Source organism: Pseudoalteromonas sp. McH1-42 (assembly GCF_022347845.1).
Taxonomy (GTDB): domain Bacteria; phylum Pseudomonadota; class Gammaproteobacteria; order Enterobacterales; family Alteromonadaceae; genus Pseudoalteromonas; species Pseudoalteromonas rubra_D.
The window spans coordinates 1-14,492 of record NZ_JAKRFU010000046.1; the positions used below are offsets into that span (position 1 = coordinate 1).

A 14,492-nucleotide genomic window follows, 5' to 3' on the forward strand; every position below is an offset into this window, starting at 1 on the left:
TTTGTTGTCGGTGCGTTTAGTGGCGGCAATCAAACAGGCCTTCGGGGTTGAATTCAGTATCAGCGAGTTGTTCGAACATGCGAGCATCGCCAGCCAGGCACAACAGGTTGAACATAAACAGGCACAGGGAGGCAGCACCGCACAGCGTATAGAGGTGCAGACCCGTCCGCAAGATGGTCGCATGGCCGCATCCTTTGCGCAGCAACGACTGTGGTTCATCGACCGCTTACAGGGTGGCTCGGCGCAATACAATATGCCAGCCGCATTTGAAGTGAGCGGTGAACTGGACCTGGACGCTGTTGAAGCAGCACTGAACACCATAGTTGCACGCCACGAAGTACTGCGCAGTTCATATTCAGAGGTGCAGGGAGAGATCTATCAACAGGCACAGGCTCCTTACGATTGTCAGGTTGAGCGTTTCGATCTCAGTACCCTGGAGGCGTCGGCGCAGGCTGAAGCTTTAGAGCAAAACCTCATTACCTTTAGTCAACACGCTTTTGTGCTGCAAGAGGCACAAATGTTATCGGCGCGCTATCTGATCTTGTCGGATCAAAGCGGTGTGCTGGCGTTGAATATGCCGCATATCGTATCAGACGGCTGGTCAATGCAATTACTGGTCAAAGAGTTCACGGCCCTGTATACCGCGCATCTGTCTGGTCAGCATGCCCAACTGGCACCTCTGCCCATTCAGTATGCTGATTATGCCCACTGGCAGCGCAACTGGTTGGCAGGAGATGCAGGGGTAAGTCAGCTGGACTACTGGAAAAAGCAATTAGATGGTGTGCCAACTGTACATGGTTTACCGCTACAGGGACGCCGTGGGGAGATGAAAAACCACACTGGAGAGTCACTGGAGATGACCTTGTCTCAGTCAGTCAGTCGCCGTCTGACCGAGCTGGCCAGCACCCTTGAGATCACTCCGTTTATGTTGTTACACGGCGCGCTGGCGATTGTGCTTTCACGTCACAGCAACAGCCATGATATTGTGATTGGTACCCCGGTGGCCAACCGTCAGCATGCTGATCTGACATCGCTGATAGGGTTTTTTGTTAACTCACTGGTATTGAGACTGAACACCAGTGACAAAACCCTCGCTGCTTTCTTTGAACACGTTAAACAGACCCATATTGCTGCGCAGGAAAATCAGGATATTCCATTTGAGCAGTTGGTTGAGCACCTGGACATAGAAACCAACACCAGCCAAAGCCCGCTGTTTCAGATTATGCTGCTGACGGACAACGATTATGGTCTGGATGCACCCAAAGCTCAGTCTACGCGACTGGGCGATGCGCAACTTAAGCCGATAGAAGATCCACAGGTCACAGTGAAGTTTGATCTGGACATTTTTATGTCAGTCAACGAGCACGGCGGCAAACTGAAAATCAACTTCGATAACCACTTATTCAGTGCGCAATACATTGACAGTTTAATGAGTCACCTGGCGAATACACTGACTAATCTGGCACAGGCTGATATCACTCAGCAATCGGTGGCACGTTTGCCGATGCTGAGTGAGCAACAGAGCCAGGAGTTGGTTTTTGGCCGCAACCAGACACAGCGTAGTTATGATGATGAGGCCTGCATTAACAGCATTTTTGAGCGTCATGTTGCGGCACAGCCTGACGCGCCGGCGCTGCAATTTGGTGAGTCGGTGCTGAGCTATCAGGCACTGAACGAGCGTGCAGAGCAGCTTGCCAGCTATCTGGTTGCGCAGCACCAAATCGTGCCAGATACGATAGTCGGCCTGTGTATGGAGCGCTCGGCAGACATGATCATTGCGATGCTGGCTATCCTTAAAGCGGGCGGGGCTTACTTACCGCTGGATCCGGATTATCCGATGGAGCGCCTGGAGTACATGGTCGATGATGCCAAAGTCGCTCAGATCTTAAGTTATGGTCGGGGTGTTGAAGTGACTGACGCACTGTGTCAGGACAGAGACATCGCTAACCTCAATGTCAGCAATCTGTCAGAGGCTGCAGTGTCAGACGAACAGCCGCTGGGAATACTTAAATCGAATCATTCACTGGCGTATGTGATTTATACCTCAGGCTCAACAGGGCGTCCAAAAGGCGTGGGGCTGAGCCACAAAGGTGCGGTGAACCTCGCTGCCAACCAGCAGGTGCTGTTTGATATCACGCCTGCCAGTCGGGTATTGCAATTTGCATCAATCAGCTTTGATGCCGCGACCTGGGATTGGGTCATGGCTCTACTCAACGGCGCTACCCTGGTGATCTGTGATGAGCAGGCTCGTACCGAAGGGGGTAAGTTAGGTGAGGTGCTGAAACAACAAGCTATTACGCACGCAACCTTGCCACCGGCCTTGTTGAGCACCATGGCGTTACAAACAGACTTAGCCTTGCAGTGCCTGATTGTGGCGGGTGAAGCTTGTGAAGAGCAGGTTGTAGAGCGCTGGAGACGCCATTATCGCTTCTTTAATGCCTATGGTCCGTCGGAGACCTCTGTGTGCGCTACGGTGGGTGAAATTACGGATAACAGCATTCATATCGGGCGTCCTTTGTATAATGTGCAAACCCTGATTTTGGATGAGCATCAAAGCCTGGTGCCATTTGGCTGTGCCGGTGAACTGTATGTCGGTGGTGACGGCCTGGCACGTGGTTATCTGAATCAGCCACAGCTGACGGCTGAGCGTTTCATCGACAATCCTTTTTATGATGCCAGTGTGCCCGGCAGCTCTGAGCGTTTATACCGAACCGGTGACCTGGTGCGTTATCAGGCTGATGGTAACCTGGCCTTTATTGGCCGTACTGATGATCAGATCAAGATCCGCGGCTTCCGTGTTGAGCTGGGTGAAATTGCTCAGCAGCTGAGTCAGCAAACGGGTGTTGAATCTGCCCTGGTGGTTGCTAAAACAGGCGCCATCGGCACCTATCTGGTTGCTTATTTGCAGCCAGCTCAGGCCGTTAGCGAGCTATCTGACAATGAATTTACTCAAGGTGCATTGGCCGAATTGGCCAGTCAGGTGCCCGACTATATGGTGCCCAAGTTGGGTGTGGTGGTCGCTGAGTGGCCTTTGACAGCCAACGGCAAAATTAATAAAAAGGCCCTGCCTGAGGCAGATACAATGGCATTGCAGGGTGAATATGTGGCACCTGCCTGTGAGACTGAACGTGCCATTTGTCAGATCTGGGCTGAGTTGCTCGACATGGCACCGGAAACCATCAGTACCACGGCGAACTTCTTCCACTTAGGAGGCCACTCGCTGTTATCTGTCAGACTGGCTGCGGGACTGCGTGAGCAGCTGGGTGTTGAGCTGCCAGTGAAAACCCTGTTCAATGCCGCTACCGTTGCGGAGCAGGCTGAAGAAATTATGGCTCGTCGCGGGCAAGCGGTGCGCGAAGGCGTTAAAGCCCTGCCCAGAATCACCATACAGGATGAGCAACTGGGCCAGTATAGTGCATTGCCACAGTCGTTTGCGCAGCAACGTCTATGGTTTATCGATCAGTTACACAGTGACTCGGCACAATACAATATGCCAGCAGCTTTTGAAGTTGAAGGGGAGCTGGAGTTGGCCGTGGTTGAAGCGGCACTGCAAACCATTATTGCCCGACATGAAGTGCTCAGAACGGTGTATCGTGATGGTGAGCACGGTGCTGAGCAGCTGATCCTGGATGAAGCACAATTTAGTCTTGGCTATGAAGATATCCGTATGTACAACCCGGCACAGCAACAACAGGCGATTGCCGGGGCGATGGCACAGCTACTAAGTCAACCATTTGATTTGACCAAAGATGTGATGGTGCGTGCAGGGTATCTGCATACTTCACAGAGCAGTGGGGTGCTGCTGTTTAACATGCACCATATTGCCTCGGATGGCTGGTCAATGCAGGTGCTGGTGAAAGAGTTTGTGGCCTTGTATCAGGCCTACAGTCAGGGTCAGGGTAATCCGCTGGCACCGCTGACCATTCAGTACGCCGATTATGCACAATGGCAGCGGGCATACTTAAGTGAGGCAGTGCTGGAGCAGCAACTGGGATATTGGCAGCAACAGCTGGCCGATGTACCACCGGTGCACAGTCTGCCTTTGGATCACCCACGTCCGGAAGTGAAGCAACATCAGGGGGCGCAGGTAACAGGCTCGCTTAGTAAAGAGGTTGCACAAGGGCTCGCTGCACTGGCTAAGGCTGAAGGGTTGACGCCGTTTATGCTGCTGCATGGGGCACTGTCATTGTTATTATCCAGACACAGTAATGCACAGAATATTGTGATAGGTACTCCGGTTGCCAACCGTACTCAGGCCGAGCTGGAGCCTCTAATTGGTTTCTTTGTTAATACCTTAGTGCTAAATGTCAATACTGATCAGGCGACACTGGCTGAGTATCTGGCACATGTTAAGAGCGTGCACCTCGATGCCCAGTCAAATCAGGATGTGCCGTTTGAGCAATTGGTTGAGCAACTCAATGTACCACGCAGCACGGCACATACGCCGCTGTTCCAGGTCATGTTGCGCACCCAGACCGATTATGGTCTGAATACGGGGATGGATGAGTCGGTGTTGTCGCTGGGAGATGCGCAGTTGAGCCCACTGGCTGATGACTCCGTGGTGGCCAAGTTTGATCTCGATGTGCATATGGCGCTGAGCGAGTCGGGTGTTGATATCTGCTGGACTTATGACACAGCCCTGTTCAGTGCGGCGCGTATCGAGACCCTTAACCGCCACCTGGGTGAGCTACTGAGCGCACTGACGGCGTCTGAGCCGCAAGAGGTTCTGACCAGGGTGCCGGGCACTCTCAATATGCTGTCACAGGTAGAGCAGCAAGAGTTACTGGTATCACTGAATCAAACAGAGCAAGACTATGATACACAGCTGTGCATCCATACTTTGTTTGAGCAACAGGCACAGCAGCAGCCGCAGGCGATTGCCCTGACAGGACCGCAGCGCACCTTGAGTTATGAGGCACTGAATACGCTGAGTAACCAGTTCGCGCATCATTTGATAGACCAGTATGGGATTGCACCGGGACAGCGTGTCGGTATTTGTGTAGAACGCTCGGAGTATATTCTGGTGACTATGCTGGCAGTACTCAAAGCCGGAGCTGCCTATGTGCCTTTTGATCATCACAACACGTTGCATCGTAATCAACAGATCATAGACGATGCGCAGTTAGACGTGGTGTTTACCGACCCTGAACGTATAGCAACTTTGCCGCAAAGCTGTGCACGTCTTGAGGTCGCGGCACTTGAAGCTCAGCTGAGCGACCAGGGTAAGCGGGATAACCCACAACAGACTGTTAGTGCCGGTGATCTGGCCTATGTTATCTATACGTCGGGCACCACGGGCAAACCAAAAGGCGTACAGCTGCGTCACTCCAATGTGTGTGACTACTTACAGTCGGTACAGTACAGATATTATACGCAGCCGCAGTCGTCATTACTGGTTACGTCTTATGCGTTTGATATCAGCGTACCTAGCTTATTCCTGCCGTTGATCAGCGGTACATCGGTCAATATTCTGGCTGGCGAAGCGCGCTTTGAAAGCATGAAACACGAATTGCAGGAGCAGCCATACCTGCTGCGCATGACACCGCATCACGGTAAAGCCCTGGTAGCCTTTATGGGCGAAGAGCTTTGTCAGCTGACTCACACCTTCGTGATAGGGGGAGAAGCCTTCCCGCTGGAACTTTATGATCAGCTGCAGGCGAAATTTCCAAACAGTGTTATCTACAACCATTATGGTCCGACAGAAGCAACCGTCGGGGCAATTGCACTGAATGTCACGGCTCAGCGTGACCAAATCGGTGCCACTATGCCCATAGGTCGACCGCTTCCAAATACCAAAGTATATATACTAAACAAAGAGTTAGGACTTGTTCCAAAAGGCGCTATGGGTGAGCTGTATATTGCCGGCCCAAGTGTCTCTAAAGGGTACCTTAATCGTGATGGGCTAACTCAAAAGAGTTTTTTTGTCAATCCTTTTGAAGGCGAAAATTCGCAATATAACCTGATGTATAAGACAGGTGACTTGGCTCGGTATATCGGCGAAGATTATCTCGAATATTGCGGACGTGTTGACGAGCAAATCAAGATCCGAGGCTTCAGAATTGAAGTGGGTGATATTGAGAGTCAGTTGTTGCAATTGCCTGAAGTCGATTCTGCTGTTGTGCAGGCGAAAGAGTTGGCCGGGCAGCTGCAGTTGGTGGCTTATGTCAAATTTGATCTCATGCATGAGATCAAATTTGCCTCGAGTGAGTCGCAGCTTCAGGATAATGAACGCAAGCTGGCAGCAATCAAGCGCAGTCTGGCGGGTCAATTGCCTGAGTATATGCTGCCCAGTCAGTATCTGGTGATGACTGACTGGCCATTGTCGGCAAACGGTAAGCTGGACAAGAAAGCGCTACCGGAACCATCGCTAACTGAACTCTCCTCAGTGGCGGTGCAGCCGGTCAGTGAGACAGAAGTGCGTTTAGTGCAGATTTGGTCTGAGGTTTTGCAAACCTCGGAGGAGCACATCAGCGTGGTTGAGAGCTTCTTCTCACTGGGAGGCAACTCCTTGTCCCTGATGTTGTTGCTGAATAAATTGCGCAGCGAATTTGGTGCAGCATTGCAACTGCGTGAGTTGTACCAAAGTTCAGACATTCAGAGCATGGCCAAGCGCATTGAGCACCTGCTGTGGATGGAACAAGACGATGATGATGAGTATGAGGGGGAGCTACTCGTACTTTAAATTGATTTATCGGTGCGTCATGGGAGTCATGGCGCACCGACTTATAATGACAAAAAGGAACCCGTATGGCTTTGACTATCACTATGCCCGAGGTCGCAAAATTAAACGACCAGGCACACAGTCCGGTAGTGATACAGTTACATCAGGATAGTGCACCGTATGAGCAAGTCGTTGCTTTGCAAGACACGATTGAGCAACACCTGGCGGATGCCGGGGCGGTACTGCTGCGTGGTGGTAACTTTGGCTCTCCCGCTCAGGTCGAACAACTGGCTGCCTGTTTTATGACCCAGGTGCTGACCAATAATACCGAGCATCGTCCGGCAAGCACCAATGGTAATGTGCAACGACCGGTTGAATACTCAGAGTCTGAATTCCTTCTTTGGCACAATGAAAATACCTTTAATCAACGCTTTCCCGGCCGTGCGATTTTTGCCTGCGAACAACCCGCGCTAAGCGGTGGGCAAACACCGATAGCCGATGCCCGCTCTGTGCTGTCCCAGTTACCCGCCGATCTAGTTCAGGAGTTTATCGACAAACAGGTCATGTATGTCCGTAACTACCAGGCCGATGACTTTGTTGGGCTGGGCTGGAAAACCATTTTTCAAACGGAGAATAAGGCTGAGGTAGAGGCGAAATGTCGAGATCAGGCATTGGAGTTTGAGTGGCGCGGCGAGCAATTAACCACCCGCGCGATCCGACCGGCCGTGGTTATTCACCCTGCCACTCAGGCACCTTGTTGGGTGACCCAGGCACAGCACTGGCATTTCAGTTGCTTGAATGAGGATCTCAAGGAAAACCTGGCCATTATGTTTGACGATGAGGCCGATTATCCGCGCAACTGCTATTTTGGTAATGGCGACAGAATTTCCGATCAGACCATGGCCCAGATACTTCAGGTCTATCAGGCCAATCATCAGCAGTTCGACTGGCAGCAAGGTGATGTCATGTTGGTCGACAATATATTAAAAGCCCATGCCCGAAACCCGTATCAGGGTGCCAGAAAAATTTTGGTGTGTTTTGGCGATCCCATCAGTTTCTCTCAACTGTAATTCAGGGTCTCCCTTAGCCGTAATCAACCGCATTAAGTCAGGAATAGCGAAGTGAATATAACAGCATTAGTCGATCAGCTCATCGCAGCTGGCGTTAAACTCAAAATCAAAGACAATAACCTTGTCGTGAAGTTACCTAAAGTCATCTCGGCCGACCTGCGTGAGCAGATCATTGCGAATAAAACGCAATTGAAGGAGTACTATCTGGCAATGGCCAGCAGCGAAAGCCCGGCTGATCAGATTACTGTGCAACCACATACCGAAGCCATGCCTTTGTCATTCTCTCAACAGGCGTTGTGGTTTTCAGAGCAAAGTGATAGCCAAGCCAATTACAATGTGCCTGTTAACTTAAAAATCACCGGTAAGTTTGATGTCGAGCTGGCACAACAAGCACTGAATGGCATTATGGATCGCCACCTGATCCTCAAAACGACGTATTCAACAGATGCGCAGGAGACACTCCGTCAGGTGATCCATCACGATGCTCAGCTGAGCATTCATCGTGAGACGTTGCCAGCAGCCCAGCTGGATGATGCAAAAATACAGTGTATCGTCAATGAAGAAGCACAGCGCGGCTTTGATCTGCAGAATGAATTGCCGATCCGGTGTCGCGCGATAGCGCTGACGGGGGGATCAGAGCCGGTGACTTTATTGCTGTTAACCCTCCACCATATCGCGACGGATGGCTGGTCGATGGCCTTGCTGGTCAAAGAATTCACAACCCTGTATGAGAGCCTGATTAAAGGGGAAGCAGCGCAGTTGACTGCGCTGGACATTCAATATGCCGACTTTGCCCAGTGGCAGCATCAATATAACTCAGATAAATCAGCTAAGCAGTTAGAGTATTGGCGCGCGCAGCTGGATGGCCTGCCGCATACCCATAGTCTGCCTCTGGATGGTCCGCGTGATAGCCAGGCCAGGGGGCAGGGGGGGATACTGAACAGAGTCCTGCCTGAAACAGTCAAACAGGGCTTGCAGACGCTGGCAAGTCGCTTTGATATGACCACCTTTATGCTATTGCATGCCGCTCTGGCACTGGTGTTTTCCCGTCACAGTCGGAGCTATGATATTGTTATTGGCAGTCCGCAGGCGAATCGCCAGAACCCACAGTTACATAACCTGATTGGTTTCTTCGTCAATACGCTGGTCTATCGGGTCAACACGGAACAGGCGTCTCTGGCGGATTACTTACACCATGTCAGACAGGTGCACATCGACGCACAATTGAATCAGGAAGTGCCGTTTGAAGCCCTGGTCCAGGCACTGACACCCACCCGAACACCAGGCCAGACACCCTTATTTCAAATCATAGTCGACACCGACAATGATTATCAGCAGTCCGACGCGCCAGGCCTGCCGGGTATTAAACTGGAGCCACTGACTCACAGTGCGGTCACAATTAAATATGACTTAGACTTAGCGCTGAAGATGACCGAGAGCGGAGTCAGTTGTTACTGGGCTTATGATCGGGGGCTGTTCACTGAGCACCATGTCGGCCAATTGGCGGACGATCTGTGCAACGTCCTGACTCATCTGAGTCAGCCATTAACGGCTTCTGACACGACACTGCAAGCGCTCTACGCCAGTATGGCCGGAAACACACTGACACCGGAGATAAATACCTCGTCATCAGCAACGCATTCAATCCTAGAGCAGGTTTCACAGATTGCGCAGTTCGCACCTGAGCGTGTGGCTGCAAAGCACCAACAACACAGCCTGAGCTATGCGGCTTTGGAGGAGCGGGCGAATAAGCTGGCTGACTGGCTGATAACACAGAACTACGGTGGTCGTGACAAGATCATTGCCATTGAAGCCAGCCGCACACTCGATACTCTGGTTGCCATTTTGGCTATCTGGAAAGCGGGGTGTGCCTACCTGCCGATTGATCCGGCACATCCACAACAGCGGATCCAGTTTATGCTTGAAGATAGTTGCGCGATTGCGGTATTGGGTCGTGCAGGTATGAGCGCCCTGCAAACTGCTGCCGGGCAAAGTGCAGTCCCGTATCTCGATATGACGCAGTGCGATGAAGCAGACCTTGTTGCGGGCAGCGCCAGACAAACGTCACCGGATGCAGACAGCCTGGCCTATGTTATTTATACCTCAGGCACCACCGGGAAGCCGAAAGGGGTGATGATTGAACACGCCAACCTGAATCATTATCTGACGCACCTGAACACTCAGTTAGCAGCACAAGTGACCGATGGTGTAGTCAGTACATCACTGAGCTTTGATGCTACCGTAACAAGCCTGTTTATGCCGTTACTCAGAGGTGGCGTGGTTAACCTGACCTGTGACGAAGATAAAGCAAGTGAACAGGTGGTACAGGCGCTGGAGACGGCACAAACCGCATTGCTATTTAAACTGACCCCCGCACATCTGCAACTGATAGCCGCTAAAATGACACAACAAAATTCTCACAAGCACGTCATTATTCTCGGTGGAGAGCAGCTCAATTTAGACACCATTGCGCAGTTACGCAGCTGCCTGCCTGAGACAGTGTTTGTAAACGAGTACGGGCCTACAGAAACGACGGTCGGCAGTCACTGGAAGTGTATCGAGGAAGGCCATCAGACGCCTATTTCTATGGGCGCACCGATAACAAATATGCAAGGTATTGTGCTGGATGAAGGTGGTCAGCCGGTTCCCCCTTACGCCATCGGTGAGCTATACCTGACGGGGCCGGGAGTGGCCCGTGGTTATCTTAATCGACCTCAGTTAAGTGCCGAACGGTTCATTGATAACCCGGCCTACCAGAGCGGCCAGTCGGCCTGTTACCGCAAGCTATATAAAACCGGCGATCTGGTCAGAACGCTGGGCAATTCAGAAATGACTTTTATCGGGCGTATCGATGAGCAGGTTAAGCTCAACGGATACCGAATTGAGCTCGAAGAAGTGAAGCGCCAGATAGCAGAGCAGGGGTTAGTCGAGCAGGCAGAAGTTCTGTTGGTTGAACAACAAGCGCAGATGCGACTGGTGGCCTTTATTGAACTGACTTCTGAAGGGACACTGCTGGTAAATCAGCAGGGCGAGGCGGCTATGACCGAAGGTCTGATACAGGCGTTGGCCGAGCAGCTACCAGAATACATGATCCCGGCTGACTATCTGGTGATTGAACAGTGGCCTTTGACGGTCAATGGCAAGCTCGACAGCAATCAGTTGGCGCAACTGGCAACAACTCAGCAAAGCGCGGTGTATGCAGCGCCAGAGACGGAAATGGAAGCCCATATTAACCAACTCTGGGCCGATATTCTGTCGTTGCAGGAGCGCGAAATTGGTCGTGACGGACATTTCTTCAAGCTCGGTGGTAACTCTATTTTACTGATAAAAATGCTCGGCAGTCTGAAAAAGCAATGGGGCATTTCGCTTGCATTTAATGAGGTCTTTAATCGCGTGGTGCTGCGAGATCTGGCCCAGTACGTCCAGCAGAAAGTGACTGAAAAGCAAGCCCAAGAGGCATTGGAAGAAAAAGCCACAGAGGCGGAGGGGTGGTTATGATAGCCAAGCAAATTATTGATGAAGCGATTGCCTGTGATATTTTACTGTTTACCGAAGCGGGTAAGCTGGGCTTTAAGCAAAAATCCGCAGCACCTTTTCCAGAGGCGCTGAAAAAGCAAATTCAGGCCCATAAAGCGGACATCATCGCGTTTCTGGCAAACCAGCACAATGACCTCGACATTCCACAGCGGCCTGCTGACAAGACGCGACTGCCCTTGTCGAACGCGCAGCAAAGGCTGTGGTTTATCGACAGCCTGAAGCAGGGGTCGGCCGAGTATAACCAACCATTGGCGTTTACGGTGAGCGGGCAACCGGATCTGACAAAGATTGAAGCCGTTCTGAATGTCATTGTTGAAAGGCATGAAATCTTACGAACGACTTACCATCAGGATGACACGGGGGCTTACCAACAGGTGAACATCAGTCAGCCATGCCGGGTAAAGGTCCATGATCTGTCACAGGTCGATAACTGGCCGTCACAGATAGCCGAGGTGATCGCCACTGAGTCGGCAAAGTGTTTTGACCTGAGCGCGGATCTGATGCTCCGGGTCGACTACTTTAAGGCTCCTGCCACTGAAGAGACGAGCGGTGTGCTGTTATTCAATACCCATCACATTGCCTCCGATGGCTGGTCACAGCAAATTTTGCTGCGTGAGTTTGTGACAGTGTATGAGCAGCTCAACGCCGGGCAAAGTGCTGAACTGGCCCCGCTGGAAATCCAGTATGGCGATTTTGCACTGTGGCAGCAGCAACGCGCAGAGAATGGTGCGCTGGATGACGCCTTGTCTTACTGGCAGCAGCAGCTGGACGATGCGCCACTGGTGCATGACCTGCCATTGTGTCAGACGCGTCCGGCGACCAAACAATATGCCGGTGGCCATGTTCAGGGTCGGCTGGCAAGCAAGGTTGCGCAGCCTTTGCTGGCCCTGGCACTACGCCTTCAGGTCACACCGTTTATGCTGATGCATGCCTTGTTGTCGTTATTATTGAGTCGTTATAGTAACAGCACCGATATCGTGATTGGCACACCCGTGGCGAACCGCATTTCGCCGCAACTGGACAAGCTGATCGGCTTTTTTGTCAATACCCTGCCATTGCGTGTGGACACTGACCAGCAGAACTTGCATGAGCTGGTGGCGCACGTTAAAGAGGTCCACCTGGCAGCTCAGCAGCACCAACAGGTGCAATTTGATCAACTGATAGAGCACCTTAATATCCCGCGTAGCGCACAATATGCGCCTTTGTGTCAGATTATGCTCACCACAGCAAGCGAGTTTGGCATTAATCAGAACCGCGATATGTTGGCTTCTGCACTGGCCTCTGACGGACTGGCACTGGCGCCTTTTGGAGTAGAGCGGGTGGTTGCCAGGTTCGATATTGATATGCATATCAATATCAGCGATGGTGGCGTTGAGCTGGACTGGCTGTATGACAGCAGCATTTTTTCTCATACTTTTATTACCCGGTTGAATCAGAACTTTGCAGCTTTGCTGTGTCAGGTGAGTGCGCAAGGTGAAGCGGATCTGCCATTAAGCGACATTTCGGCCTTGTGTGACTCTGAGCGTCAGCAATTGGTCAGTACAGGGGAGCAGCAGCGTCTTGAGTATGATACCAGCCGCTGCATTCACGCTTTATTTGAACAACAGGTGGAGGCTGCACCGGAGGCAACGGCCTTGGTGTTCCAGAACCAATCCATCAGTTACGCCGAGCTAAATCAGCGGGCCAATCAGCTGGCCCATTACCTGCTAAGTGAGCAACAGATCACACCTGAAACCCTGGTAGGGGTATGTAGCAGCCGCTCTATGGAGATGATGGTGAGCATGCTGGCGATACTCAAAGCAGGCGGAGCCTATGTCCCACTAGACCCGGATTATCCGGCCAGCCGTCTGAGCTATATGGCAGCCGACGCGGGTCTTAAGCAAGTGATTGGGTATGGCAGTGGTCTGGCCGTGGCTCAGAGCCTGATGAGCGAACAAGCGGGTACCGCCATCGATATTGCAGCTCTGACGCTTGATGACTATCCACAACACAATCCGGCGCTGGACGAGATTTGTAACGATAGCCTGGCCTATGTGATCTATACCTCAGGTTCAACCGGCCAGCCTAAGGGCGTGCAGCTTATTCATCAGGGCGCAGTAAACCTGGCTCACAACCAGCAGGCCTGTTTTGCTACCTGTGCCGACAGTAAGGTGTTGCAATTTGCATCCATCAGTTTTGATGCGGCGACCTGGGAGTGGCTGATGGCCTTGATCCCGGGGGGGACTCTGGTGATTGCCGACGAATCACAACGTACGGATGTACAGCAGCTGTCTGAGCTGTTAAAAACGCAGCAGATCACCCATGCGACTTTGCCACCGGCGTTGTTGTCGACCATGACGTTGCAGACAGATCTGGCGCTGCAATGTTTAATTGTGGCAGGGGAAGCCTGTGAAGAAAATGTGGTGGCTCGCTGGCGGGCACATTATCCTTTCTATAATGCTTATGGCCCGTCGGAGACCTCTGTCTGTGCGACTGTGGGTGAAATTACTGATGACACCATACACATCGGCACACCTTTGTGTAATGTTCAGACCTATGTGCTGGATCAGCAACAGAACTTATTGCCTCAAGGTAGCTTAGGCGAGCTGTATGTCGGTGGCGACGGTCTGGCGCGTGGCTATCTGGGTCAGCCTGATCTGACGGCCGAACGCTTTATTGAGAATCCATTTTATGACCCCGAGGTGGCAGGCAGCTCGAAACGCTTGTATCGCACCGGCGATTTAGTGCGCTATCTGGCCGATGGCAACCTAGCCTTCGTGGGCCGTGCCGACGACCAAATTAAAATTCGCGGTTTCCGGGTTGAGCTGGGCGAGATAGCTCAGCAGCTGAGCCGCCAGACACAAGTAGACAGTGCACTGGTGCTGGCCAAGAACGGTCCGGCAGGCACCTATTTGGTGGCGTATGTCCAGCCTGTTGAGAGCATCGCAGAGCAAGCACAGCCAGAGTTTATGGCTCAGACGCTGGCCACGCTGGCACAAACCTTACCGGATTACATGGTGCCTAAGCTGGGTGTGGTGATTGACGACTGGCCACTGACCGCCAACGGTAAAGTAAACAAAAAAGCCCTGCCTGAAGCAGACACGTCGGCATTGCAGGGCACTTATGTGGCGCCGCAGGGAGAGCGCGAGCAATTAATGGTTACGCTGTGTGGCGAATTGCTGGCACAGCCCGCTGAGCAGCTGAGCGTCACGGCAAACTTTTTCACTCTGGGTGGGCATTCCCTG

At 52.1% G+C, this 14,492-nt stretch carries 4 protein-coding genes; all 4 read left to right on the top strand.

The genetic code is table 11. The annotated features are described in order from the left end of the window. Positions 1-10: 10 nt before the first annotated feature. A complete protein-coding gene (locus tag MHN31_RS23680; protein WP_343224718.1) occupies positions 11-6,682 on the top strand; it encodes an amino acid adenylation domain-containing protein in 6,672 nt (2,223 codons plus the stop codon). Positions 6,683-6,747: 65 nt separating this feature from the next. Then, positions 6,748-7,731: a TauD/TfdA family dioxygenase gene (locus MHN31_RS23685; protein ID WP_138539532.1), complete on the top strand. Its 984-nt coding sequence runs from the start codon at positions 6,748-6,750 to the stop codon at positions 7,729-7,731. Positions 7,732-7,782: 51 nt separating this feature from the next. Further along, the gene (locus tag MHN31_RS23690) at positions 7,783-11,229 is read left to right on the top strand and encodes an amino acid adenylation domain-containing protein (protein WP_239445494.1); all 3,447 of its coding nucleotides are present in this window, start codon (positions 7,783-7,785) and stop codon (positions 11,227-11,229) included. Next, positions 11,226-14,492, top strand: a 3,267-nt coding sequence (locus MHN31_RS23695) for an amino acid adenylation domain-containing protein (protein WP_239445495.1), incomplete at its 3' end; no start/stop codon positions are given. The genes MHN31_RS23690 and MHN31_RS23695, both read left to right, overlap by 4 nt.

Excerpts from the sequence above, each read along its gene's own strand:
- MHN31_RS23685 (WP_138539532.1), top strand. The coding sequence starts at position 6,748 with ATGGCTTTGACTATCACTATGCCCGAGGTCGCAAAATTAAACGACCAG.